Below are 24,851 nucleotides of genomic sequence, written 5' to 3' on the forward strand. Positions count from 1 at the left end.
GATTTAATATTCAATTTATCAATTTAAGTTAATAAACCAAACATCAAACTTGAAAGTCTTCAGTTTTCAGCTTGTTTCCAATTTTTTAAAGAACAAATATAACAAAACACTTTTGTGTTTCATCATTGATAAACAAACTTACAAATATAATCTATCTATAAATTCACTTAGCAATGATGAATTGGTGGAGATAAGCGGGATCGAACCGCTGACCTCCTGCGTGCAAGGCAGGCGCTCTCCCAGCTGAGCTATATCCCCATTCACATCACTATCATTTCTAACCACACTCAATGAGTGGTGGGTCTGAGTGGACTTGAACCACCGACCTCACCCTTATCAGGGGTGCGCTCTAACCACCTGAGCTACAGACCCAGAAATGATGTCTTTTGTCTTATTTCTATCAAACAATCTGTGTGAACACTCGCTGTCGCTTATTTAGGTAAGGAGGTGATCCAACCGCAGGTTCCCCTACGGTTACCTTGTTACGACTTCACCCCAGTCATGAATCATACCGTGGTAAACGCCCTCCCGAAGGTTAAGCTATCTACTTCTGGTACAACCCACTCCCATGGTGTGACGGGCGGTGTGTACAAGGCCCGGGAACGTATTCACCGCGACATTCTGATTCGCGATTACTAGCGATTCCGACTTCATGGAGTCGAGTTGCAGACTCCAATCCGGACTTAGACGTACTTTCTGAGATTCGCTCACCCTCGCAGGTTCGCCGCCCTCTGTATACGCCATTGTAGCACGTGTGTAGCCCTACTCGTAAGGGCCATGATGACTTGACGTCGTCCCCACCTTCCTCCAGTTTATCACTGGCAGTCTCCTTTGAGTTCTCAGCATTACCTGCTAGCAACAAAGGATAAGGGTTGCGCTCGTTGCGGGACTTAACCCAACATTTCACAACACGAGCTGACGACAGCCATGCAGCACCTGTCTCATAGTTCCCGAAGGCACAAGCTCATCTCTGAGCTCTTCTATGGATGTCAAGAGTAGGTAAGGTTCTTCGCGTTGCATCGAATTAAACCACATGCTCCACCGCTTGTGCGGGCCCCCGTCAATTCATTTGAGTTTTAACCTTGCGGCCGTACTCCCCAGGCGGTCGATTTATCACGTTAGCTACGGGCGCCAAGCTTAAAGCCCAACCCCCAAATCGACATCGTTTACAGCGTGGACTACCAGGGTATCTAATCCTGTTTGCTACCCACGCTTTCGCACCTCAGCGTCAGTCTCTCTCCAAGGGGCTGCCTTCGCCTTCGGTATTCCTCCACATCTCTACGCATTTCACCGCTACACGTGGAATTCTACCCCTCCCTAGAGGACTCTAGTCGCCCAGTCTCAAATGCAATTCCCAAGTTAAGCTCGGGGCTTTCACATCTGACTTAGACAACCGCCTGCGTGCCCTTTACGCCCAGTTATTCCGATTAACGCTCGCACCCTCCGTATTACCGCGGCTGCTGGCACGGAGTTAGCCGGTGCTTCTTCTGCGACTAACGTCAATTGCTACACCTATTAGATATAGCACCTTCCTCATCGCTGAAAGAACTTTACAACCCGAAAGCCTTCTTCATTCACGCGGCATGGCTGCATCAGGCTTGCGCCCATTGTGCAATATTCCCCACTGCTGCCTCCCGTAGGAGTCTGGACCGTGTCTCAGTTCCAGTGTGGCTGGTCATCCTCTCAAACCAGCTAGAGATCGTCAGCTTGGTGAGCCTTTACCTCACCAACTACCTAATCTCACTTGGGCTCATCTTATGGCATGTGGCCCGAAGGTCCCACACTTTAATCCGAAGATATTACGCGGTATTAGCTACAGTTTCCCGTAGTTATCCCCCTCCATAAGGCAGATTCCCAAGCATTACTCACCCGTCCGCCACTCGTCAGCAAGAAAAGCAAGCTTTTCTCCTGTTACCGTTCGACTTGCATGTGTTAAGCCTGCCGCCAGCGTTCAATCTGAGCCATGATCAAACTCTTCAATTAAAAGTTTAATCGCTCAATAAACTGACATAGAATTTTTATTAAATAAATTTTCAGTGACACTTATTAAGACTTTAATTTCAAAAATATTTTTTAAATAAGTCAAATCAACAAGTGCCCACACAGATTGTCTGATAAATTGTTAAAGAGCAAAAAACAACGACGCACCTAGTAAACTTTCTTTCTTCACAACAGTGCGTCGTTGTGTGTGGCGTATTATAGGGATTTTAAAAAACTACGCAAGCACTTTTTTCAAAAAAGTTTAAAAAAATTGTTCGAGCGATTACTTTTAATTCAAAACGGTGCTTTTTTGTAAATTTATGTCAGTTTTTGACCGCTATTTCTGACATTCATCACAGTAAAAAGTATTACGTTGCCCGATGATTTTTGTCTTAATTTGGTTTTTGCACTGATGACATTCTTCGCCTTTACGCCCATATACCTGTAAAACCTGTGCAAAATAGCCCGGTTTGCCGTCTGGTTGCACAAAATCTTTCAACGTTGTTCCCCCCTGCTCTATCGCTTTGGCTAAAACTTGCTTAATTATCGTCACTAATAAGTGAGATTGCTCCTCTGTTAAAGTGCAAACTAATCGCTCAGGCAAAATTTTTGCGAGAAATAAACTTTCACACGCATAAATATTCCCCACGCCAACTACAACGGTATTATCCATGATGAACTTTTTAACCGCCACTTTTCTATTTCTACTCTTCTTATACAGGTAATCGCCATTAAATTCTGCTGAAAGGGGCTCTAATCCGAGTTTTTGGAAAATCGGCATTTGTGAAATATTATCTGCCCACAGCCAAGCACCAAATCGGCGTGGGTCGTTATAGCGTAAAACAATGCCATCTTGTGTGATCAAATCAATGTGATCGTGCTTGCCGACATCTTTAGTTTCTTTTTCTAAAATACTTAATGAACCTGACATACCAAGATGAATAATAATTTCGCCTTTTGTGGTGTGAATAATCAGATATTTAGCTCGGCGTGAAATTACGGTAATTAGGGCATTTTGCATTTCGCTCAATTCATCACTCACCAACCAACGCAGTTGCTTTCGGCGAATAATAATCTCTTTTATGGTTTTGCCCACAAGATAGGGGGATATTCCACGCACGCTCGTTTCAACTTCAGGTAATTCTGGCATTTTATTTTCTCTTCTATATATAAGGATAAGATTTTGCAAATAGTAAATAAAATTTGACCGCTTGTGAAGTGAATGTAATTCGTTATTTTTAAATTTAGTCTTATGAGAAAAGTTATATTGAGTAAAAGGTTGGCGCTAATCCTACAAATTTATAAATAAAAAAACCTGTCGCCAATAATCTGCAACAGGTTTCTGTTAAGTATGAAAAACGGTAAATTTTTATAAAAATTTGACCGCTATAAAACCTTAGTTACTGGTTCTTAATTTATTCCAGTATTTTTCATAAACTTCAATCGCATCGCCAACGTCTGCTTGGGCAATACCTTTTTCAAGTTCAGCTTTTGGTGGGAATAACACTTTATTTTCTAACATTTCTTTTGGTAGTAATGCTTTTACGCCTTCGTTTGGCATTGAATACCCTAAGCGTTCCATTACCACTTTTGCACTTTCTGGACGTAGTAAGAAATCAATAAATTTATAGGCCGCTTCTTTGTTTTTTGCGGTGTTTGGAATGGCATAGTTATCCATCCATACGATCGCCCCTTCTTTTGGATAAATAAAGGTTAAATTTGGATCTTCTTTTTGACCCAAATAGGCTGATCCATTCCAAAGCATTCCGATTGACACTTCGCCTTGTAAAAATGGCATTTCTGGTGCGTCTGAATTAAAGGTTAATACATTTGGAATTAAGCTTTTTAAACGCTCGTAAGCGGTTTTGATTTCTTCTGGATTCGTGGTATTTGGCGATTTTCCGTCTAATAAGAGTGCCATATGGAACACTTCACGAGAATCATTCATTAACTGAACCATTCCTTTATATTCTGGTTTCCATAAATCTGCCCAGCTGGTTACGGTTGCAGGATCAATTTCTGCTTTGTTTACGCCGATACCCGTTAAGCCAAAAACATAAGGCAATGAATAATCATTTTTAGGATCAAAACTTTGTCCCATTAACTCTTTACTCACGTATTTAAAATTGCTTAATTTTGTTTTGTCTAACTTTTCTAGCATTCCTTCTTTTGCCATTTTGCTGACATAATAGCTTGAAGGGAACACGATATCGTAACCAGCACCTTGCGTTAATTTTAATTTTGAATACATTTCTTCATTACTTTCAAAAGTAGAATAGATCACTTCTATCCCTGTTTCTTCGGTAAATTGCTCTAATAAAGTTGAAGGCACATATTCTGTCCAGTTATAAACGTATAATTTTTCTGCTGCTTGAACAGATAACGTTACGCCAAACGCAAGAAGTGCGGAAACAATTTTTTTCGTTAGTTTTGTCAATTTTATTATCCTCAAATTAAAAAATGGATTAGGTTTAAGTTTTCAAGTATAGCGTGCTATTTAAGGTTTTTCTACGATAAGCGGTGATATTTTGATTATTTTTTGCAAAATTGTTATAAAAACTTTTAATCTGCTTGCTATAATGTCGGGCAATAATTCCATTTAAGAGAAACCAAAAATGACAGATAAACCACAATTTAAAACCGTTGAACGTAAGAGCTTTAAATCAAAATCCCCTTCACGTTCAGACTCATCAAGACCTCGCTCTTCAAAGCCAACACAAAGCTATCCAAGTTTTGCCAAAAAATCGAATGGGCAAGAAGGCAATGTAAAAATTAAAATAAAAGGGGCAGAGAAAAAAACAGGGGCATTATCGCCACGTGCCCCAGAAAAAATCCGCAAAAATCGCAATGAAGAGATGAAAGTCTATGGCGAGAATAGTTGTATCACTATTTTTGAACAACGCCCTGAGGCAATCGTGCGTTTATGGGCAACGGTCGAAGTTGCAAAAAGACACGGTACGTTGTTAAGCTATTTGGCTGAAAACAAAAAGGTTTATCATATTGTTGATAATGAAGAGCTGGCCAAAGTAACAGGCACAGAACATCACGGCGGAATGTGTATGCTTGTGAAAAAAACACGTCCGTTTAGCCTTGAGGGTTATTTAAGCACCTTAAAACAAAACGATTGTTTGGTGTTGTTGGATAATGTGAACAACGCTCAAAATGTCGGCGGAATTATTCGTACTTGTGCCTTTTATGGCGTAAAAGGTGTAATTACCGATAATGCAAACGCACTACATTCAAGCAATGCGGCACGTGTGGCAGAAGGGGGCTTGGAATTTGTGCGTGTGCTAGAAACAAAACATAAACAAATCGCCTTAGCCCAATTAAGAAAAGCCGGCTATCAAATCGTGCATTTAACCCAAAGCAAACAAGCAGAGATTTTTGCCAAAGTGAAATTGCAAAATAAAGTGGTATTTGTATTAAGTGAAACCCTTGCGAATGATATTGAGTATGATGAAGACACAACAGTGCAACTTTCTGTTGCAAATCCGTTGCATAATGGATTGAATGTTGCGGTAAATACTGGGGTGTTGCTGGGGCAGTGGTATGCTTTAAATCGAGTTTAGAAACTCGGGGGACGTTTTTAAACGTCCCTTATTTAATCAATCTTTCAATAGTTCCCAATTTGAATGATTACAGCTAGGGCAATCATAATGATCGCTTAACCAATGCACAATTTGATCCTTAAAAACAAGGATACCAACGCCACCAACAACAAGTGCTGCACAAATAGGAAAAGCAAATCCTGTTCCTGCAAAAAAATAAGTAACCCACGCTGAAAAACCTCCAACAGGCATTACTCCACCAATAATTTTTACTAATAATTCTCGATTAAAACTATCCTTATGACCGCAATGTTTACAACGAATTTTCATCTTATTTTTCCTTTTTAAAAAGTCTAATAGAAAGAGTTGTTAGTTATGTCAATAACTAACATAAGGATTATAATCCTTGCGATTTTCACGTTTTTTGATTGAGAAAAAATGGTAAATTTTAGGCAAAAAATAACCGCTTATCATATTGATTAAGCGGTTGAGTTTTAAAAGTATTTTTCAAATTGACCTAATAAATAGCAAAAATTTGCTATCTATTAGAACAACCCGGTAAGCTACGATCAATGATTTGTGTTCCTTTAACAACATATCCAACAGTAAAAAATCCTTGTTTAACACTAATTACAACATCTGAAAGTCCAACTACACATCTATCTTGCTCAATCGCTCTATCCATTGCTTCTTTCATATTAGCAATGCTAGCTGACTGATGTATTCCTTGAACTCTTTTTCCATATGCTAATTTAGTAGAATTTAAATTCATATTTTTAGAACTTGCAACTGTTAAATCAGCAACTCTTGTTGTACAAGCTGATAATAACAAAGCACTTAACACTAATAAAGGAATTGCTTTTCTTTTCATTAAAAATCTCCAAAATTTTTTTAAGTCTAGTAGGAAGGAATTGTTAGTTATGTCAATAACTAACATAAGGATTATAATCCTTACGATTTTCACGTTTTTTAATTAAGAAAATGGTAAATTTCAGGCAAAAAATAACCGCTTATCATATTGATTAAGCGGTTACATTTTAAAAGGATTTTGCAAATTTTGTGATAATATCACTATTGTTGCCTTGTTGATTTAAACTCAACAATATAAACATTGTTATTACTGATTAAGAATTTAACTTTATATTTTTTTAAAATCACTAAAAATTTATGCTCTTTATATCGGTAAACATCAGCCAGATAACTTAATTTATCCACTTCTTTTGTGATTTTTTGATAAAAATTTAATGTCGTTGTAATATTTTTAGAATTATTTAAGATCTATTCAGCTTGTTCAAAAAGCTGTTTTTTGCTGTCGCACTCCAAACAACCTGATAATCAAATTTCATCATAATTTTAAAAATTCTTTTAATTCTTGCATAACTTGATCGTGAGACTGAGTTTCAATTTTTCCTGCGTCGAGCTGTCTAATTAACGCTTGTTCTTCTGCGGTGTAAAAATCATTTTTGTGTTCTTCAAACTTAATGATTTCTTGAAGTGTGAGTTCCATTTTTTGCTCCTTAGTATGCTTGATATTTGATAACAAGTGTTGAGCATTTATTGTGTCGCTCAATAACTTTCTTATATTAAACCTTTCGGTCTAAGTTAAAAAGTAATTTTGATTAAAAATTTTGTAATTTGTGGGTACAGAGCATTTGCTGTACCCATATTGTGAACGATTAAGACATTCGCCCATTTTCAATTTCAATCACTTGATCACAAATCGCCATTGTCGAGGCTCTATGGCTCACAAGAATAATCAGTTTATCCTGTTTTACTTTTTGTAACGATTGTAAAATGATCGCTTCATTTAAGCTGTCTAAGTTACTGGTTGGCTCATCAAGTAAAATTATCGAAGCGTTGTGTAAGAAGGCTCGTGCGATACCGATACGCTGTTTTTCGCCGTCTGATAAATTGTTGCCAAGCTCAGTGACTTTGGTGTCGTAGCCTTCTGGTAAGCTCATAATAAAGTCGTGCAATGACGCTTTTTTACTTGCCTCGATCACTTGTTCTTTGGTTGCCGAGCGGTTTGCCATTAGGATATTTTCATAAATACTTTCGTTGAAAATATAGGTTTGTTGTGTGATGTAAGCGATATGATCACGCAAACTCGCCGTGTTAATCTGTGGCAAAGCGGTCTGATTTATGGTGATTTTTCCACTTTGTGGATCATAAAAACGCATAATCAATTTCAGTAAGGTACTTTTACCGCTTCCGCTACGTCCGTGAATTCCCACGATTTCGCCTTTGTTTATGGTTAAGTTGAGATCCGATAAAATCTTCTCATCTTCATAAGCAAAGCTTAAATTTTCTACTGTGATTTGTTCAACGTTATCTAAATCGGTGCTATCCACCACATCTTCCAAATCTGGCGTTTCATTTAATAGGGTTAAAACACGTTCGCCACTCGCGAGGGTTTGTAGTAAATTGCTCGATAAATTACTTAACGCAATCACAGGTCCGTAGCTCGACATCAATAAGATCACTGCCACTAATAAGCCTGCAAAATCAATCTGTTGGTAATAGAATAGAATTAAACCTGCGAATAAAATCACGATGTTGAAAGCGGATACTGCAATCTCGGTGTAAGAACGTACTTTGCCTTCTTGCTGTTTGATTTTTAAAAATGCTTGGTCAATTTTTTCACTGCGTTGATTGATTTCATCTAAGCGTGGTTTTTCATTGCCAAAAAGTTGTAATTCTTTCATTCCACGCACGCTATCTAAGAAATAGTCGTTCATTTCGCCGACTAAATCACGGTATTTGCGTCCGTCTTCTCGTGCCATTTTGGTGGTAATAATTGGTAAAATAAAGCCAATTGTGAGATAGGCTAAAAAAGCGATAATAGTAAACCAAATTGAAATATGAGCGAACACAACTAATAATAATGTAGAGGTTAAGAACGCGATCATTATCGGTGCGATAGTGTGAGCGTAGAAAACCTCTAACAATTCAATATCGTTAGTGACCAGAGAAACAAGCTGTCCTGATTGCTTATCTTGTAATTTTACAAAGGCTAATTTACGCAGTGCAGTAAAGACTTTTTCACGCAATAATGCGAGCAATTTGAAGGCAATATAATGCCCTGACATTTGCTCTAAGTAACGCAATAGACCACGAGAAACCGCCAAGATAATTAAAATCATCAGCACGCTGCGTAATTCTAAGTGCATTTGAAAATCAAGCAAACTCGCCAAGCCCATTGCACCAAGCACCATTATAAAAATCGCAGAAAGGAAACCTAACACGCCAGTGATTACGGTAAGACTCATAATGTGAGCCAGTGGTGCGACTAATTTTAATAAATGCCACATCACAACAAATCCATTTTTACGCATTGTTATTTCCCCCGTTTCTGATACTTTCTAAATTCTGTTGCTGATTAAACATTTCAGCGTAAATACCTTGTTTATCCATTAACTGACGATGATTGCCCTGTTCTGCCAGTTCGCCTTGTTGTAGCACATAAATATTATCCGCCCACACGGCATTGGCTAAGCGATGCGAAATCATCACAATGGTTTTTTCATTTTTGAGTTTTTGGATAAAGTTGAGAATAATCTCTTCACTTTCTACGTCAATATTACTGGTCGCTTCATCAAAAATATATAAATCCGCATTGTGCAATAAAGCACGAGCAAGGGCTAAACGCTGAATTTGTCCGCCTGATAGATTGCTACCACGACTTAATAATGGCATATCTAATCCGCCATTTTCACGCACGAAATTCGCTAAATTGACTTGCGCTAAGGTTTGATAGATTTGCTCATCGCTCGCCTCTAAGTTTGCCATTAACATATTTTCTCGTAAGCTACCTTTGAAAATATACGAACTGTGGCTCACGAGTGAAACGTGTTGATAGAAAGAGTGGCGTTCCACGTCTTGAATTTCTTGTCCGTTGAATAAAATCTTGCCTTGTTGGGCTTTATAAAAGCCCATTAGTAATGACACTAAGGTTGATTTTCCACAACCACTTTTACCCACAAAGACTGTTAATTGTTTTGGTTGAATAGTTAAGTTCAAACCGTTGATCGCCTGTTTTTCAGGAGAGTACGCAAAATGAAGATTGTTAATTTCCACTGAAATTGCATTTTCCACGGCAAATTTGACCGCTTGCTGATTTTCTTCAACAGGCGTATCTAACAAAGTGAAGATTTTATCGGACGCGGCTTTACCGTTCATTGCAACGTGGAAGAATGAACCGAGTAAACGCAATGGAATAAAGAATTCTGATGATAATAAAATAAATAAAATCACACCGAAAATCCCTAAATTACCGTCTTGATATTGCAATAATGCGGTTAAAATCCCTACCGCTGCTCCACCATAAGCCAGCAAGTCCATCAATGAAACGGAGTTTAACTGCATTGTGAGAACTTTCATTGTGATTTTACGAAAATGCTCGGCTTCCTCATCCATCTTTTGGGATTTATGTTCATCGTCTTGATAGATTTTTAAGGTAATCAACCCCTGTAAATTATCTAAAAAGCTACTGCCTAAGCCGACATAAATCGCCCAATATTTACTTAATAATTTTTTAGCGATTTTATTGACTGCAATGATAGACATCGGAATTAACGGTACGCAAACCAACAAAATCAACGCTGTCGGTGCATTGAAAAACACCAAAAAGGCAAATAAGGTTAAAGGTGCAAGCAAGCTATAAAAAAGCTGTGGCAAATAACGACCGAAATAGATTTCTAACTGCTCAACCCCCTCCGACGCTACCTGAATAATTGATGATGTAGATTGTTGATTAACCTGATTTAATGGCATTGATGCCAATTTTTCAAAAATTAAGGTACGTAATCTGTGTTTTACATCGGTACTCGCTTTATAAGAGGCTTTGACTGACATACTGCCCGCAAAGGCTCGCACACCTAGTGCAACGATCAAAATAATGGCGTAAAAAATGCCACCGCCTAATGAAAGTGAGCCATCAAAAGCCTGTTGCAATACCCACGCAAAAACTACCGCACTTACAATACCGCCAACCAGTGCCACCCAGTTCCACAGCACCGTTACCGCAATCCATTTTTTGCTATCAGTTACCGTTCCGATCAAACGTTTATCTATCATCATAAAAATTTTTTCCTTAAAAAAATAGAGATTATTGATGGTTGAGATCATACTTTAAATCGTAATTATTTGCATTAGTTTCTGGTTTATTTACAAAAATTCAACAACATTTATTTATTACTTTAACAAACCTTGTATCTTCATAAATAAAGAAGGGAAACATTTGGATAAAACCACAAATTGAATTATCTAAATATCGCTAAATATGGTATATTTAATACCCGAATGGATGTTTATAGCTCATTTGCTATCCCCCTTAATTTTAGGGGGAGACAATATCTATTCTTCGTTTAAATTCTCACAATTATTATAAATTCATATAAAGGAGTTAACATTCATATGGAAAATAAAAGTAATATACCTGTTGCTCAAGCCATTGTTGATGGCGTTGGTGGTGCAGAAAACATTAAATCTGTTACATGTTGTGCTACTCGTCTTCGTTTTGAGCTCCACGATGGTACATTAGCTAACAAGGAAGTGTTAGACGCAATTCCAGAGGTTATGGGGTCAGTACCACAATCAGGTAATCGCTATCAAGTGATTATTGGTGGTGCAGTAATGACTGTTCTTAATCAAATTAAAGCTTTACCTTCTATGAAAAGTGGTTCAGCAAGCAATGCTCAATCTAATGATGAATTAAAAACATCACTTCGTAATCAAGGTGTGCGTGGTAAAATCGCTTGGATTGATAACTTCTTTGAATATCTTTCTGATTCATTCCGTCCAATTCTTGGCGTGTTATTAGGGGCATCTTTAATTATCGCATTCCGTGCGGCATTAAGTTCACTAGACATTGTTGCTTTTGACGATCCATCAGGTGGTTGGGTGTTAGTAACAGCAATGTGGAAAACAGTATTTTATTTCTTACCAATTATGATTGCATACAATGCATCTAAAAAACTGAATGTTGACCCTTGGGTTGGTGCTGCAATTATGGGTGCTTTAATGACGCCTGATTTTATGGGTATCAAAAATCTTGCAACCACAGTTGTGACTAAAAACCCAGTATTAGGAACAGATAGCTTTACAGCGAATATTTTTGGTTTTGATATGATCTGGAACGATTACTCAGGTTCAGTTTTTGTACCACTTATTATGGTTGCTGTACTTGCGGTTGTATATCGTTTCCTTAAAAAAGTTTTCCCTGAAAATTTACATATGGTATTTGTTCCTTTCTTATCGCTTGTAATTATGATTCCTGTTACAGCATACTTCTTAGGACCAATCGGTGTTTTTGCCGCTAATAAATTAGGTATCGGTTTAGCGTGGATGAATGCTAATGCTCCATTCTTATTTGCAATCATTATCCCTATGCTTTATCCATTCTTAGTACCACTTGGTTTACACTGGCCATTAAACGCATTGATGCTATTAAACATCCAAACGCTTGGTTATGACTTCATTCAAGGTCCAATGGGTGTATGGAACTTTGCGTGTTTCGGTGCAACAGCAGGGGTATTATTCCTATCATGGCGTGAAAAAGACTCTGTAATGCGTCAAACTTCTGTGGGTGCATTAGCTGCTGGTTTATTCGGTGGTATCTCAGAGCCTTCTTTATATGGTATCCATTTACGCTTCAAAAAAGTATATTCACGTATGCTTCCAGGCTGTTTCATCGGTGGTGTTGTAATTGCTATTTTAGGTTCATTAACTTCTCACGAAGTTGTAAACCAAGGTGTTGCAAGCGTAGTAAACGGTGTAACAACAAATGCGTTTGCATTTACATCACTACTTACTATTCCTGTATTTAAACCAATGTGGGTATATGCAGTATCAATCTTAGTGGCATTCTTAATTCCATTCTTCTTAATCATCTTCCTTGATTACCGTACAGCAGAAGAAAAAGAAGCAGCAAAAGCAAGAATTGCAGAACAAAACTAATCATCATTTCAATTTAATATCAATCATATTGAATGAATGATGTAAAAAGCCAGTAGAAATTTTTCTACTGGCTTTTATATTTATTGCTCATTTATTTACCAAACCTCTCGCAACTTTTTGTTAATACGCTTAACCAATCCTGCCCCTTCATAAATAAAACCCGTATAAATTTGGATAAGATCTGCCCCTGCTTGCAATTTTTCCAGTGCATCTTGCTCGCTGTGAATCCCACCAACCCCAATAATCACAAAACTTTTTTGGGATTTTTTGGCTAAATAACGAATAATTTCTGTGCTACGATCCTTAATCGGTTTGCCACTTAATCCGCCATTGCCGATCTTTTCTAATGTTGAAATCGGCGTTTGTAAATTTTCTCGTGTTGTTGATGTATTACACGCAATCACGCCATCAATGCTAGTTTCTGAAATTAAACGGATAATTTCATCTAATTGTTGAGGGGTTAAATCGGGGGAAATTTTTAATAAAATCGGACGAGGTTTAGCAAACTGATGATTTATTTTTTGCAGGGTTAAAAGTAATTCTTTTAGGTAATTTATTTCTTGTAATTTTTTATGACTAGACACATTTGGGCAACTAATATTTATTGAAAAATAATCCACATAAGGGTGTAATTCTTGAAAACATTGCACATAATCTTGGGTATAATTTTCTGGTTTTGTTGTGGTGTTTTTGCCAATATTTCCGCCAATAATTGCCTTGTGTTTATTTTTTTTAAGCTGTTTAATTGCTTCATCTAACCCATTGTTATTAAAACCCATTCTGTTAATTATCGCCCTATCTTTGACTAATCTAAACAGCCGTTTTTTAGGATTACCCGATTGCGCTTTTGGTGTCACAGTGCCAATCTCAATAAAGCCAAATCCGAAATTTGCCAATTCGTTATACAGCGTAGCATTTTTATCAAATCCAGCAGCTAAACCAACCGGATTTTTAAAGGTCAAACCGAGTATTTTTTGGGTTAATTTAGGATCATTAAGGCAATATTTTTTACGGATTAAAGGGGGAATAAAGGGCAGAAAAGAGAATAATTTGAGTAGATAAAAAACTATCAAATGAGCCGTTTCAGGATCACACCAAAAGAGTATCGGACGCACTATTTTTTTATACATAAAAATCCCCTCTATTTTTGGGAAATAAAAAATAACACATTTTTGATGAAATGCAAAGCGGTCAATTTTTTTAGATTTTTTACAAAAAAATCCTTGACTAAAAATATTTTATCTATATCATACGGCACAATTTTGAGCCTAGACGAAGGGAAGCATAGAAAATGAACTATTGTGTTTTAATCAAGAAACGAAAAAACAGAGCATTGTCTTTGGCTATTCCCTTTTCAATTTCAAATTATTATTTATTTTTAAACCACCTATTTTAGGTGGTTTTTTTTTGCCTAAATTTCAACACAACACACAATCAAGGAGTAAAAATGAGCACTAAAACTTTCACATCTGGCGTTTATGCAAATGATTTAATCAATTCAGAAGATTACAGCAAGACCGTTGCATTACTACGTGAGTTTTTTGTCAAAAAAGGATTTATTGAAGTACCAACACAATCACGTTTATCTATCTTAGCCGCTTGTGAAGACCCAACCACCGTTAGCACTTACACCTTCGAAGGCGAAGTATGGCCACTACCACAAACGGGGCAAATGTGGTTAGAGTATGAACTTTTAACCAAACCAAATGTGCCAGGTTACTTCTGTCTTTCAACCTCTTACCGAGCAGAACCAAACCCAATTCCAGATCGCCACAGAACAATTTTCCCAATGTTTGAATTTGAAACACACGGCGGATTAGAGCAATTAGCACAATTAGAAAAAGAATTAGTGACACACTTAGGCTTAGTCGATAGCCCTGATGCTGTACCACATATCGATTATGCTGAAATCGCTGAAAAATATGGCACAACAGACATTGATAATCACGAAGAAGCGAAAATTTACCAAGAATATGGCAACGTTGCATTACTTTGCGACTTCCCTAACTACACCAGCCCATTCTGGAATATGCGTAGCCACGAAGGACAAAACAAGGCACGTAAAATTGATGCAATTATCTGCGGACAAGAAACCATCGGTTCAGCAGAACGTGCAGTGAATGCCGATGAAATGCGACACGCTTTCCACACAATTTCAGATGGCGAATACGCAAATCTACTTTTCAACAAATTTGGTAAAGCGCGTGTATTACAAGAATTAGAAGATTATCTAAGCCTAGATTTCTTCGAGCGTTGCGGCGGCGGAATCGGTGTAACTCGTATGATGCACGCATTAAAAACTTGTAACATCATCTAATATGAAACTGATTCTTTCATTAGATACTTGTGATGTCCAAAGGGCATCACAGGTCTTAGACCAAACAAAGGCGATGATTTCTCACGTTAAACTCGGGCATATCCCTTTTACAATGGGGCAAGAAACCATTAAAAAAATCATTCAAGATACCCCCTTATTTTTAGATTTTAAGCTACACGATATCCCAAGCACAATGGCTCGAGCCATCACGGGTTATCGCAACGCATTCGAATATCTTGAAATGATTACCGTATGGGGAACATCAAGCAATGACGGATTAAAAGCGGTGGTTGAAAGCTGTGATAACCAATGTCAGCCCCTTGCGGTTATCTCACTAACCAGTGATATCGGCAATACCACAACCTTTCTCAATACCGTAGAACGTAATTTGAATTGTGGCATTCAAGGCTTTATTACCCCAAGTTTTATGCTAACAGAACTCCGCCAGCAATTTGGCAATGAGATTACCCTTGTGACACCCGGAGTTCGTTTTGAAAATAAAGACGATCATCAAAATTGTGTCACACCACAGCAAGCACTGGAACGAGGTTGTGATTATATGGTGGTCGGTCGCCCCATAATGAATGCACAACATATTAAGCAACAGACCGAAAAATTTTATCAATTTTGCACTAAATAACTTATAGAGAGGACATCAATGAATAATCTTTTTATCCAACAACGCTTTCAAATGCACTCAGGGGGCTTCTCTGATTTTAAAATCGAATGTGATGCACTTAGCGAAGCAGATTTAGACACCCTTGCATTCTTAATCTCACGCAAATTTACCTTCGGTGGCGTGTACGGCATTCCACGTGGTGGTGTTGCATTACAAAAGGCCCTAGAAAAATATATCACCCCTGAAAATAAAACCTTCTTACTCGTGGACGATGTATTCACAACAGGTGGCTCAATGTTTGAAGCAAAAGATAAAATTTTAGATGACATCACCCAACAAGGTTTTGATAAATTACAAGGTGTCGTACTCTTCGCAAGAGGCGAAACCCCAGACTGGATCCAAACCGTATTACATTTAGATCCACTGTTTTGGCAAAATGACTAATTATAAATAAGAAACAAGCGGTGATATTTTCATTAAAATTTGTAAATTTCTGAAAAAATATCACCGCTTGATTGCTAATAATAAAAAGTAAAAAATAGCACTACCCAACAAGGTTTTGATAAATGACAAGGTGTTGCTCTCTTTGCAAGGAATGCCCCCCCAGACTGAATCCAAACCGTATTACATTAGATCCACTGTTTTGGTAAAATGACTAATTATAGATAAAAAACAAGCGGTCATATTTTCACTAAAATTTGCAAATTTCTGAAAAAATATCACCGCTTGATTGCTAATAATAAGAAGTAAAAAATAGCACTACCCAACAAGGTTTTGATAAATTACAAGGTGTCGTACTCTTCGCTAGAGGCGAAACCCCAGACTGAATTCAAACCGTATTACATTAGAGCCTCTATTTTGGCAAAGTAACTAATTATAGATAAAAACAAGCGGTGATATTTTCATTAAAATTTGCAAATTTTTTAGAAAATATCACCGCTTGATTGATACTAGGAAATTCGTTATTTCTGTGCTTTTTTATACGCCACCATCATTATAACGATTCCGCCAATAATCATCGGAAGTGATAATAACTGTCCACGTGTAATAATATCTAAATCAAGAGTAAGCGTCATATCTGGCTCTCTGAAAAATTCCACAATAAAGCGGAAACAACCATAACCTATTAAAAATAGACCTGACACCGCACCCAGTGGACGTGCTTTACGAATAAATAAATTTAGAATGATAAATAATACAACGCCTTCTAATAAAAACTCATAAAGTTGTGAAGGATGGCGAGGTTGCATATCAACGTGGGGGAAAATCATCGCCCACGATACATCCGTTGCTCGACCCCAAAGTTCGCCATTGATGAAATTACCCAAACGCCCCATTCCTAAACCAAAAGGAATTAAAGGTGCTACAAAATCCGCCGTTTGCCAGAAGGTATGCTTCTGACGACGAGCTGTCCAAAGCATTGCAATAATCACACCGATAAGCCCACCGTGAAATGACATTCCTCCTTCCCAAATACGGAAAAGATACAATGGATCTGCCATTAGTTTATCAAAACTATAAAAGAACACATCGCCAATTCGTCCGCCTAATATAACCCCAAAAAAGCCGTTATAAAGCAGTTGATCAACTTGTTCTACTGTCCACAGACCATTAGATTGCTTTGCTCGACGAGTACCTAGCCAATAGGCAAAAGCAAAACCGATAAGATACATCAAACCATACCAACGCAATGCAATCGGACCAATTTGGAAGATGATAGGATCAATATTTGGATAAATTAAATAATTTTCGTACATTTTTACTCTTATATTTAGTATTTAAAAAACATATTGATTGCAATCCCGACTAGCAGTAATGCAAACGCTCTTTTTAATATGCTTACAGATAACACTGCCGCCAATTTCGCCCCTAATTTTGAGGTAAAAAATGACACAGACACCACGCCAAATAGGGCGGGTAAATAAACATAACCTAAGGAATAATCAGGTAAATTGGGAATATTATAGCCATAAAACATAAAGCTCAACATTCCTGTTAGTCCAAGCAAACAGCCACAAAAAGATGATGTGCCAATCGCTTTTTTCAGTGCTAAACCGCGTCCTTCTAAAAAAGGGACGATAAAACCACCACCCGCAATGCCACCTAAACTGGCTAATACACCAATTACACTACCTGCCGTAATCATAGACCGTACCGTTAATTGTTTAGTTGCTACTTTCTGTGATTTTATGGATAAAAACATTTTAAGTGATAAATAAAACATCAATACCGAAAACAATTTTGTGATAATGTGTTTTGGTAAGTCGGTAACGATAGAAGCTGTGAGAAATCCCATAATCATTAGTGCTGGAACAAACACTTTTATCACAGAAAATTCAATATTGCCTAATTTGTGATGGTGTTGTGCTGCTGAGAAGGTGTTCACAACGATAGTAGAAAATGAGGTGCCTAATGCCATCGACATAATTAAATCATCTGGCACACCTACTTTGGGTAATAAATAAACCAGTGCTGGCACAATAACCATTCCACCGCCAATGCCGAATAATCCAGCCAACAGCCCTGAAATTGCCCCTAGCACTAAAAATGCACCCAAAATAGCGATAGACACTAACGTTTTCTCCAAGCATTACGACGATGTTGACGCTTTGGATAATGCTCTTCATCACGCTCAACATCATCAGATTGCTCAATATTACTGTTCATCAATATTTGTGCAAATTCTTTCATTGCTTTTCGATAAACATCTCGCTTAAACGATACCACTTGACGCACAGGATACCAAAAACTAACCCAACGCCAGCCATCAAACTCAGGATTTTTTGTCGCATCTAGCTTGATCGCACTTTCATCGCTTACTAATTGTAATAAAAACCAACGCTGTTTTTGCCCAATACATACAGGGCGAGAGGCATCATTACGAATTAAACGTTTTGGTAATTTATACCTTAACCAATATTTAGATGCCCACAATAATTGCACATCATTTTTTGTCAAACCGACTTCTTCTTGTAGCTCACGGTACATTGCTGTTTCAATGTTTTCGCCCTCTTTTACGCCTCCTTGCGGAAACTGCCAAGAGTTTTGACCAAACCGTTTTGCCCACAAAACTTGTCTTTTCTTATTACAAATAACGATACCAACATTTGGGCGATATCCATCAGAATCGATCAACCTGACCGCCTTATTTTTCAAACTTTAAAAATAAGGTAGATTGTTTCATACTTTTATTTATTGGGCAACTGAAAGACTAATTTGGATAGCAAATATTAAGGAAATACAAAAATAGCATTATTTGCCATATAACTATGCTCTTTTATGCGTTGCTACTTTCCTCCTTTTACAAAAAATCATCAATCCTTGTTAAAAAAGCAAACGTTTGCTAAAATATGGGCAATATAAAAATCAACTTATGGTTTTGTGTAAAAATACTTAATTTTCAAATACCTAAACTAGGTATTACAACCGAATTATTTTGTTAGTAGTCTTAAACACTACTTACCAAAATAATCTGCAAGATAACCGCTTAAATTCAAGCAGTTTTTCTATATTACTTTTATATTAAGGAATTTTTATGAAAAAATTACTCGTGCTTTTCTCATTATTACCCACTATAGCCTTCTCAAACGAGACCATTTTAGTACAGGGAGCTATGGATATGGAAGTTGACTATATGATCAGTCAATTACAAAATGCGAACAAAGAACATATTGGTTCTTGGACATTTTGGAAAGGAAAAATGGGGGATAATAATGTAATTATCTCTCGCACTGAAATTGGCTTAACCAATTCTGCAGCGGCAACGACGCTGGGAATAGAGAAATATCAGCCAACGTTAATCATCAATCAAGGCACATCAGGCGGGCACGATCCTAGTCTTCATCAGGGCGATATTGTATTAGGAGAAAAAATAGTAAATTTTGGAGCATTCCGTACTGAGCATAAAGACCCAAATATCGCCCCAGCCATGCAAGACCAATTATTTTTTGATGTTGTACAGCGTCTTCGTAATGAAGATAATCAACAGGAAAAATATACCCATTTCTCAAGCGATCCTAAAATGTTAAATAAGGCAATTCACATTCCTTATAATCACGGCAAAGTTATAAAAGGAACGATTGGTACAGCAGATCAATGGAATCGAGAAATTGAACGAATAAACTTTATTCATAAGCAATTTGGTACTTCCAGTGAAGAGATGGAGACATCAGCGGCTGCACAGGTTGCAACGGCATATCATATCCCATTTATTGGAATTAGAATTCTTTCTAATAGTGAAATTCACAGTGAAGAATTTAATCCAGACACCGCACAATGGGTTCAATCATTTGTCGTTGATTTTATTAAAGCATTGAAATAACCACAATGTAGTTAAATAAAGAGATAAAAAGAGATTTGGTGGAGACAATCGGGATCGAACCGACGACCTCTTGAATGCCATTCAAGCGCTCTCCCAACTGAGCTATGTCCCCACGTTTTGTTGAGAAGAAAACGCCGAGAATAATAATACTCAGCGTTTTTTATGTCAATAGAAAATTAACTGTTTTGAGCTTGAATAAACGCAATCGCTTTTTGGATTCGAGTGAGTGTGCGTTCTTTACCCACTAAATAAGCAGTTAAATCCATTGAAGGCGACTGCCCTGAACCAGTAACAGCAAGACGGAATGGCATTCCAACCTTGCCCATTCCTACTTCAAGTTCAGCTGCAGTTTCATTCATTGCAATATGAACATTCTCCACATTCCACTCAGCTAAAGCGGTCAATTTTTCTAATAATTTTGCAAGTGGCTCAACCGCTGCTGGTTTGAAATTTTTATTCGCTGCTTTTTCATCATATTCATTAAAATCTTCAAAGAAGTAACGACTTGCGGTTGCCATTTCTTTTAACGTTACGCTACGCTCTGCCAATGCAGTGATCACATCTTCTAATTTTGGACCATTTGAATAATCAATATTTTGATCTTTCATATGCCAATCTAAATGTGTCGCCACGTAGCTAGGATCTAATGTTTTAATATAATGTTGGTTTAACCATTGTAATTTTTTAGTATTAAATGCACTCGCTGATTTGCTCACGTGATCCAATTCAAATAAATTGATCATCTCTTCCACAGAGAACACCTCCTGATCGCCGTGTCCCCAACCTAAACGCACTAAATAGTTTACCAACGCTTCTGGTAAATAACCTTCATCACGGTATTGCATTACACTCACTGCACCGTGACGTTTTGATAATTTCTTACCATCATCACCGTTAATCATTGAAACGTGTGCATAAGTTGGTATTGGTGCATTCAATGCTTTTAAAATATTGATTTGACGAGGCGTGTTATTGATATGATCTTCGCCACGCACCACGTGGGTAATTCCCATATCCCAGTCATCAACCACTACACAGAAATTGTAGGTTGGTGCACCATCAGTACGGCGAATAATTAAATCATCTAGCTCACTATTTTTAATTTCAATCGTACCACGTACTGCATCGTCAAATACTACTGAGCCTTCTGTTGGATTTTTAAAACGCACAACGTGTGGCTCATCAACAGAATGATTATGCCCATTTAAACAATGTCTATCATAGCGAGGTTTTTCTTTATTCGCTTCTTGGTTTTCACGTAATTCTTCCAAACGCTCTTTTGAGCAATAACAACGATAAGCTAATCCTTGCTCTAACATTTGATCGATCACCTGATTATAACGATCAAAACGCTTAGTTTGGTAGAAAGGTCCGTGTTCCCACGCTAAATTTAACCATTCCATACCTTCTAAAATAGCTGCTGTTGCTTCTGGCGTTGAGCGTTCTAAATCCGTATCTTCAATACGAAGCACAAATTCACCATTATTATGCTTAGCATAAAGCCAAGAATAAAGTGCTGTTCTTGCACCACCCACGTGTAAATAACCAGTTGGACTTGGTGCAAAACGAGTTCGCACTTTCACATTTGGATCAAAAGGAAAAAGATTTTCAATTTTCATTCTAAGTAACCTATAAGTTTTGGACAAAATACCCCGCTATTCTACTACGCAAAATAACGAATAATAGTAAAAACTTTGCATTTTTGATGATTTTTACGACAAATAGACTTTTTTTTACAAAAATTGATTGACTGACAGGATTAGTTCTCTATAATTCTACCCCACAACAGCGGGCGATTAGCTCAGTTGGGAGAGCACCTCCCTTACAAGGAGGGGGTCACTGGTTCGAGACCGGTATCGCCCACCACTTTTTTTAACCAACATTAAAGTGCCACTGTTGTAAAATTTAGAATTAAAAAGGGCGATTAGCTCAGTTGGGAGAGCACCTCCCTTACAAGGAGGGGGTCACTGGTTCGAGACCGGTATCGCCCACCACTTTTTTAACCAACATTAAAGTGCCTTTTTGTTCTAAATTATTCTTTAAATATCCTAATTTAAAGAAAACCTTTAAAATTAAATTTTATGGTTTACACTAGTAAAATTTAAAGTTAAAAGGGCGATTAGCTCAGTTGGGAGAGCACCTCCCTTACAAGGAGGGGGTCACTGGTTCGAGACCGGTATCGCCCACCACTTCTTTTATTTTATCCACCTAATTTCATATTATATTTAAATAACCTGCTGTTAATTAACAATTATATTCTAAATACTGGCTCAGACTTAATATCTTACAATACTGACATCATTATTTGAGCATATTCTCATTATTTTAGATAATGAATAATTTGATTTGCTGAGCCTCGCCAAATTAAACTTGGGTCAGATTGCTCCTGAATAAATTTACCATCAATTAGTACATCAATATAAGGCAGCATTTGACGTTGATACTCATCTAACTCAGCAAGTTTATAGCCTGTCCAAACCCAAATATCTTTACCTTTACATTCTGATTTTACGCGTTTTACCAAAGGTAATAATACTTCTATATTTCTTGGATGCAAAGGATCGCCACCAGAAAGGGTTAACCCCTGACGTTTAATTCGGGAATCATTGAGATCATTGATAATTTGCTGCTCCATTTCACTGTCAAATAAAATTCCAGCATCAAAAGACCAGCTTTTTTGATTGTAACACCCTTTGCAATAATGAGTGCAACCACTGACAAAAAGGGTACATCTTGTACCCTCTCCATTTACCACATCAACAGGATAATATTGTAAATAATTCATCTTTTCACTTAACTATTTTTCTAACAAGCGGTCAAATTTTTGATAAAATTTACAAATGTTTCACGCGACGTTTCACTTCTTCTTGTTTTCCCGCATTAAATGGGCGGGCATCTGGGCTACCTAGATAACCACATACTCGGCGAGTGACCGAGACTTTATTACTGTCGTGGTTACCACATTTAGGGCAAGTAAATCCTTTACTGGTACACTCAAATTCGCCACTAAACCCACATTCATAGCATTCATCTATTGGCGTATTCGTCCCATAATAAGGCACTCTATCATAGCTATAATCCCAAACATCCTCTAATGCTTTTAAGTTATGCTGAATATTCGGATATTCGCCATAACAAATAAAACCACCACTTGCGAGAGCAGGATAAGGCATTTCAAAATCTAATTTATCATACGGATTCACTTTTTTCTCAACATCTAAATGATAGCTGTTGGTGTAGTAACCTTTATCCGTTACGCCTTTAATAATACCAAATTGTTTCACGTCTAAACGGCAGAAACGATCGCATAAATTTTCACTTGGTGTCGAATATAAACTAAATGCGTAGCCAGTTTCTTCTTTCCATTGTTTGGTCGCATTACTTAAATATTCCACAATTTTTAAGCCCTTCTGACGTAAAATCTCATCATCATAAATATGTTTATCGCCATACAATGCATTGATTGTTTCGTGGATACCAATATAACCAAGAGAAATGGAAGCTCTCCCATTTTTGAATAATTGGGCGACATTATCTTCCGCTTTCAAACGTACGCCACAAGCACCTTCCATATACAATATAGGAGCAACACGAGCTTTGGTATTTTCAAGGCGAGCAATACGTGTCATTAGTGCTTTTTTCGCAATATATAACCGTTTATCAAGCAATTCAAAGAATTTCGCTTCACTCTGTTTAGCTTCTAATGCAATACGAGGTAAGTTAATACTCACCACGCCTAAATTATTACGCCCATCATGAATTTGTTCACCATCTTCTTCATAAGGATTTAAAAAGCTACGACATCCCATTGGTGCTTTAAATGAACCTGTGATTTCAATCAATTTATCATAATTGAGAATATCAGGATACATTCGTTTAGAAGCACACTCTAAAGCAAGTTGTTTGATATCATAATTAGGATCGCCATTTTCAAGATTTAAGCCACGTTTTAGTGTAAAAACTAATTTAGGAAAAATAGGCGTTTTATTATTTGTACCCAAACCTCGAATACGATTTTTTAAAATGGATTTTTGAATTAAACGTGCCTGCCAACTTGTTCCTAATCCAAAACCTAAAGTGACAAAAGGCGTCTGACCATTTGCAGTGTGTAGTGTATTGATCTCATATTCAAGGGACTGAAACGCATCAAAACACTCTTTCTCTATCATTTCTTTTGCATAATTTTCAGAATCAGGAATAGCGTATTTTTCAGCTATTTTGAGTAATTTTTGGTAACTTTTCTCAACGTAAGGCGAAAGGACTTCATCAATACGATTTATTGTTGTGCCACCATAAATATGACTCGCCACTTGAGCTATAATTTGCGCGGTAATTGCCGTCGCTGTACCAATAGAACGTGGTGTATCGATTTCAGAATTACCCATTTTAAAACCATTTTCAAGCATTCCTTTTAAATCAACCAACATACAGTTAAACATCGGGAAAAATGGTGAATAATCTAAATCGTGGTAATGAATTTCCCCATTGTTATGAGCATTTACAACATCACGAGGTAAGATATAACGTTGTGCATAATGCTTTGCAACAATACCCGCTAATAAATCACGTTGGGTAGGAATAATCTTAGCATCTTTATTAGCATTTTCATTTAATACCGCAATGTTAGTTTGATCGATTAGCCCTTCTATCTCTTTCATTAAAAAAGAGCATTTTTCACGAGCAATATCTCTATCGTGACGATACTCAATATAAGCACGAGCAACCTGAGGGTAACAACTCTGCATTAGATGGTCTTCAACAATATTTTGAATACTATTGATATCGATCCCCTGCTGATAATCATTTAAAATCTTACCACTAATTTGTTGACTGATTGCTAGACAATAATGCTCATCATCAATACCAACAGCTTTAGAAGCATTTTTTATTGCTGTAATAATGCGTGTGATATCAAATTCTATCAGAGAACCATCTCGTTTTGTTACCATAAAATTACTCATTTTCTATCCTCGCTTTGACAAATAAGCGTGATCATACCGCAACAAGAATTATCATTTCAATATAATTTATTGATAATAAGAGCTTGACAAATTAGGAAGGCTTATCAGATCTAGCAAAGATGAAATTTGTAAATAATGTAAATATTGA

General features: G+C 37.2%; 19 protein-coding genes, 6 tRNA genes, 1 rRNA gene and 1 pseudogene. 9 read left to right on the forward strand and 18 right to left on the reverse strand.

Annotated features, from left to right (window positions below):
- Positions 1–182: 182 nt before the first annotated feature.
- The 5 genes from DYE60_RS07780 to DYE60_RS07800 all read right to left on the reverse strand — a co-directional run bounded on the left by DYE60_RS07780 (position 183) and on the right by DYE60_RS07800 (position 4,396).
- A tRNA-Ala gene (locus tag DYE60_RS07780) sits at positions 183–258 on the reverse strand.
- Between the two features lie 37 nt (positions 259–295).
- Positions 296–372 (reverse strand) — tRNA-Ile (locus DYE60_RS07785).
- A 68-nt stretch (positions 373–440) separates the two neighbouring features.
- Positions 441–1,983, reverse strand: a 16S ribosomal RNA gene (locus DYE60_RS07790).
- 334 nt (positions 1,984–2,317) lie between these two features.
- Positions 2,318–3,130 carry a bifunctional DNA-formamidopyrimidine glycosylase/DNA-(apurinic or apyrimidinic site) lyase gene (mutM, locus tag DYE60_RS07795; protein WP_115316053.1) on the reverse strand — a complete coding sequence of 271 codons (813 nt, stop codon included), beginning with the start codon at positions 3,128–3,130 and terminating at the stop codon, positions 2,318–2,320.
- A 246-nt stretch (positions 3,131–3,376) separates the two neighbouring features.
- Positions 3,377–4,396, reverse strand: a complete 1,020-nt coding sequence (locus DYE60_RS07800) for an extracellular solute-binding protein (protein ID WP_172460414.1) — start codon at positions 4,394–4,396, stop codon at positions 3,377–3,379.
- A 199-nt stretch (positions 4,397–4,595) separates the two neighbouring features.
- Between DYE60_RS07800 and DYE60_RS07805 the strand changes: the two genes are divergently transcribed.
- Positions 4,596–5,549, forward strand: a complete 954-nt coding sequence (locus tag DYE60_RS07805) for a TrmH family RNA methyltransferase (protein ID WP_115316054.1) — start codon at positions 4,596–4,598, stop codon at positions 5,547–5,549.
- Between the two features lie 36 nt (positions 5,550–5,585).
- On the opposite strand, the gene DYE60_RS07810 is transcribed toward DYE60_RS07805, so the two are convergent.
- From DYE60_RS07810 to DYE60_RS07830, 5 genes are all read right to left on the reverse strand, one after another.
- Positions 5,586–5,858 (reverse strand): hypothetical protein, encoded by a 273-nt coding sequence (locus DYE60_RS07810; RefSeq protein WP_115316055.1) that lies wholly within the window; start codon positions 5,856–5,858, stop codon positions 5,586–5,588.
- A gap of 208 nt (positions 5,859–6,066) precedes the next feature.
- Positions 6,067–6,465 (reverse strand): hypothetical protein, encoded by a 399-nt coding sequence (locus DYE60_RS07815; RefSeq protein ID WP_245942692.1) that lies wholly within the window; start codon positions 6,463–6,465, stop codon positions 6,067–6,069.
- Between the two features lie 408 nt (positions 6,466–6,873).
- Positions 6,874–7,035 (reverse strand): hypothetical protein, encoded by a 162-nt coding sequence (locus DYE60_RS10230; RefSeq protein WP_172460389.1) that lies wholly within the window; start codon positions 7,033–7,035, stop codon positions 6,874–6,876.
- Positions 7,036–7,204: 169 nt separating this feature from the next.
- Positions 7,205–8,863 (reverse strand): amino acid ABC transporter ATP-binding/permease protein, encoded by a 1,659-nt coding sequence (locus DYE60_RS07825; RefSeq protein WP_115316057.1) that lies wholly within the window; start codon positions 8,861–8,863, stop codon positions 7,205–7,207.
- A complete protein-coding gene (locus tag DYE60_RS07830; RefSeq protein ID WP_115316058.1) occupies positions 8,856–10,607 on the reverse strand; it encodes an ABC transporter ATP-binding protein/permease in 1,752 nt (583 codons plus the stop codon). Before DYE60_RS07830 ends, DYE60_RS07825 begins: the two co-directional genes overlap by 8 nt.
- A gap of 336 nt (positions 10,608–10,943) precedes the next feature.
- Between DYE60_RS07830 and DYE60_RS07835 the strand changes: the two genes are divergently transcribed.
- A complete protein-coding gene (locus DYE60_RS07835) occupies positions 10,944–12,485 on the forward strand; it encodes a PTS transporter subunit EIIC (protein ID WP_115316059.1) in 1,542 nt (513 codons plus the stop codon).
- A 95-nt stretch (positions 12,486–12,580) separates the two neighbouring features.
- Here DYE60_RS07835 and DYE60_RS07840 read toward each other — a convergent pair whose 3' ends face one another.
- Positions 12,581–13,615 carry a quinone-dependent dihydroorotate dehydrogenase gene (locus tag DYE60_RS07840; RefSeq protein WP_115316060.1) on the reverse strand — a complete coding sequence of 345 codons (1,035 nt, stop codon included), beginning with the start codon at positions 13,613–13,615 and terminating at the stop codon, positions 12,581–12,583.
- Positions 13,616–13,932: 317 nt separating this feature from the next.
- Here DYE60_RS07840 and DYE60_RS07845 point away from each other — a divergent pair, with 317 nt between their 5' ends.
- The 3 genes from DYE60_RS07845 to DYE60_RS07855 are packed head-to-tail and all read left to right on the forward strand — an operon-like array spanning position 13,933 to position 15,865.
- Positions 13,933–14,802 (forward strand): amino acid--tRNA ligase-related protein, encoded by an 870-nt coding sequence (locus DYE60_RS07845; protein WP_115316061.1) that lies wholly within the window; start codon positions 13,933–13,935, stop codon positions 14,800–14,802.
- Position 14,803: 1 nt separating this feature from the next.
- Positions 14,804–15,442, forward strand: coding sequence for an orotidine-5'-phosphate decarboxylase (gene pyrF, locus DYE60_RS07850; RefSeq protein ID WP_115316062.1), 639 nt, complete (start codon positions 14,804–14,806; stop codon positions 15,440–15,442).
- 18 nt (positions 15,443–15,460) lie between these two features.
- Positions 15,461–15,865, forward strand: a complete 405-nt coding sequence (locus DYE60_RS07855; protein ID WP_115316063.1) for a phosphoribosyltransferase — start codon at positions 15,461–15,463, stop codon at positions 15,863–15,865.
- Between the two features lie 518 nt (positions 15,866–16,383).
- On the opposite strand, the gene lgt is transcribed toward DYE60_RS07855, so the two are convergent.
- The 3 genes and pseudogenes from lgt to rppH all read right to left on the reverse strand — a co-directional run.
- Positions 16,384–17,178: a prolipoprotein diacylglyceryl transferase gene (lgt, locus tag DYE60_RS07860; protein WP_115316064.1), complete on the reverse strand. Its 795-nt coding sequence runs from the start codon at positions 17,176–17,178 to the stop codon at positions 16,384–16,386.
- A 14-nt stretch (positions 17,179–17,192) separates the two neighbouring features.
- The gene (locus DYE60_RS07865; RefSeq protein WP_115316450.1) at positions 17,193–17,987 is read right to left on the reverse strand and encodes a sulfite exporter TauE/SafE family protein; all 795 of its coding nucleotides are present in this window, start codon (positions 17,985–17,987) and stop codon (positions 17,193–17,195) included.
- 97 nt (positions 17,988–18,084) lie between these two features.
- Positions 18,085–18,556, reverse strand: a pseudogene (gene rppH / locus DYE60_RS07870) (RNA pyrophosphohydrolase); the annotation flags it as partial.
- Positions 18,557–18,956: 400 nt separating this feature from the next.
- On the opposite strand from rppH, the gene DYE60_RS07875 reads away from it, so the two are divergent.
- Entirely contained in the window at positions 18,957–19,742 is a 786-nt protein-coding gene (locus tag DYE60_RS07875) for a 5'-methylthioadenosine/S-adenosylhomocysteine nucleosidase (RefSeq protein ID WP_115316066.1), read from the forward strand.
- Positions 19,743–19,778: 36 nt separating this feature from the next.
- Here the strand turns inward: DYE60_RS07875 and DYE60_RS07880 are convergent.
- Together DYE60_RS07880 and gltX are read right to left on the reverse strand one after the other, a co-directional pair.
- A tRNA-Ala gene (locus tag DYE60_RS07880) sits at positions 19,779–19,854 on the reverse strand.
- 64 nt (positions 19,855–19,918) lie between these two features.
- Positions 19,919–21,361 carry a glutamate--tRNA ligase gene (gene gltX / locus DYE60_RS07885; RefSeq protein ID WP_115316067.1) on the reverse strand — a complete coding sequence of 481 codons (1,443 nt, stop codon included), beginning with the start codon at positions 21,359–21,361 and terminating at the stop codon, positions 19,919–19,921.
- 171 nt (positions 21,362–21,532) lie between these two features.
- Here gltX and DYE60_RS07890 point away from each other — a divergent pair.
- From DYE60_RS07890 to DYE60_RS07900, 3 genes are all read left to right on the forward strand, one after another.
- Positions 21,533–21,608, forward strand: a tRNA-Val gene (locus DYE60_RS07890).
- 52 nt (positions 21,609–21,660) lie between these two features.
- Positions 21,661–21,736: transfer RNA gene (locus tag DYE60_RS07895), tRNA-Val, on the forward strand.
- Between the two features lie 119 nt (positions 21,737–21,855).
- A tRNA-Val gene (locus tag DYE60_RS07900) sits at positions 21,856–21,931 on the forward strand.
- Between the two features lie 131 nt (positions 21,932–22,062).
- Here DYE60_RS07900 and nrdG read toward each other — a convergent pair.
- Complete coding sequence (gene nrdG, locus DYE60_RS07905; RefSeq protein WP_115316068.1) at positions 22,063–22,527, reverse strand: anaerobic ribonucleoside-triphosphate reductase-activating protein; 465 nt, start codon at positions 22,525–22,527, stop codon at positions 22,063–22,065.
- Between the two features lie 49 nt (positions 22,528–22,576).
- Positions 22,577–24,703, reverse strand: a complete 2,127-nt coding sequence (gene nrdD / locus DYE60_RS07910; protein WP_115316069.1) for an anaerobic ribonucleoside-triphosphate reductase — start codon at positions 24,701–24,703, stop codon at positions 22,577–22,579.
- Positions 24,704–24,851: the final 148 nt, after the last annotated feature.

This window comes from Phocoenobacter uteri, from assembly GCF_900454895.1.
Taxonomy (GTDB): domain Bacteria; phylum Pseudomonadota; class Gammaproteobacteria; order Enterobacterales; family Pasteurellaceae; genus Phocoenobacter; species Phocoenobacter uteri.

Bases quoted from the DNA above. Each gene is read 5' to 3' on its own strand.
- mutM (WP_115316053.1), bottom strand. From the start codon at position 3,130: ATGCCAGAATTACCTGAAGTTGAAACGAGCGTGCGTGGAATATCCCCC.
- DYE60_RS07805 (WP_115316054.1), top strand. From the start codon at position 4,596: ATGACAGATAAACCACAATTTAAAACCGTTGAACGTAAGAGCTTTAAA.
- DYE60_RS07810 (WP_115316055.1), bottom strand. From the start codon at position 5,858: ATGAAAATTCGTTGTAAACATTGCGGTCATAAGGATAGTTTTAATCGA.
- DYE60_RS07815 (WP_245942692.1), bottom strand. From the start codon at position 6,465: ATGTTAGTTATTGACATAACTAACAATTCCTTCCTACTAGACTTAAAA.
- DYE60_RS10230 (WP_172460389.1), bottom strand. From the start codon at position 7,035: ATGGAACTCACACTTCAAGAAATCATTAAGTTTGAAGAACACAAAAAT.
- DYE60_RS07825 (WP_115316057.1), bottom strand. From the start codon at position 8,863: ATGCGTAAAAATGGATTTGTTGTGATGTGGCATTTATTAAAATTAGTC.
- DYE60_RS07830 (WP_115316058.1), bottom strand. From the start codon at position 10,607: ATGATGATAGATAAACGTTTGATCGGAACGGTAACTGATAGCAAAAAA.
- DYE60_RS07835 (WP_115316059.1), top strand. From the start codon at position 10,944: ATGGAAAATAAAAGTAATATACCTGTTGCTCAAGCCATTGTTGATGGC.
- DYE60_RS07840 (WP_115316060.1), bottom strand. From the start codon at position 13,615: ATGTATAAAAAAATAGTGCGTCCGATACTCTTTTGGTGTGATCCTGAA.
- DYE60_RS07845 (WP_115316061.1), top strand. From the start codon at position 13,933: ATGAGCACTAAAACTTTCACATCTGGCGTTTATGCAAATGATTTAATC.
- pyrF (WP_115316062.1), top strand. From the start codon at position 14,804: ATGAAACTGATTCTTTCATTAGATACTTGTGATGTCCAAAGGGCATCA.
- DYE60_RS07855 (WP_115316063.1), top strand. From the start codon at position 15,461: ATGAATAATCTTTTTATCCAACAACGCTTTCAAATGCACTCAGGGGGC.
- lgt (WP_115316064.1), bottom strand. From the start codon at position 17,178: ATGTACGAAAATTATTTAATTTATCCAAATATTGATCCTATCATCTTC.
- DYE60_RS07875 (WP_115316066.1), top strand. From the start codon at position 18,957: ATGAAAAAATTACTCGTGCTTTTCTCATTATTACCCACTATAGCCTTC.
- gltX (WP_115316067.1), bottom strand. From the start codon at position 21,361: ATGAAAATTGAAAATCTTTTTCCTTTTGATCCAAATGTGAAAGTGCGA.
- nrdG (WP_115316068.1), bottom strand. From the start codon at position 22,527: ATGAATTATTTACAATATTATCCTGTTGATGTGGTAAATGGAGAGGGT.
- nrdD (WP_115316069.1), bottom strand. From the start codon at position 24,703: ATGAGTAATTTTATGGTAACAAAACGAGATGGTTCTCTGATAGAATTT.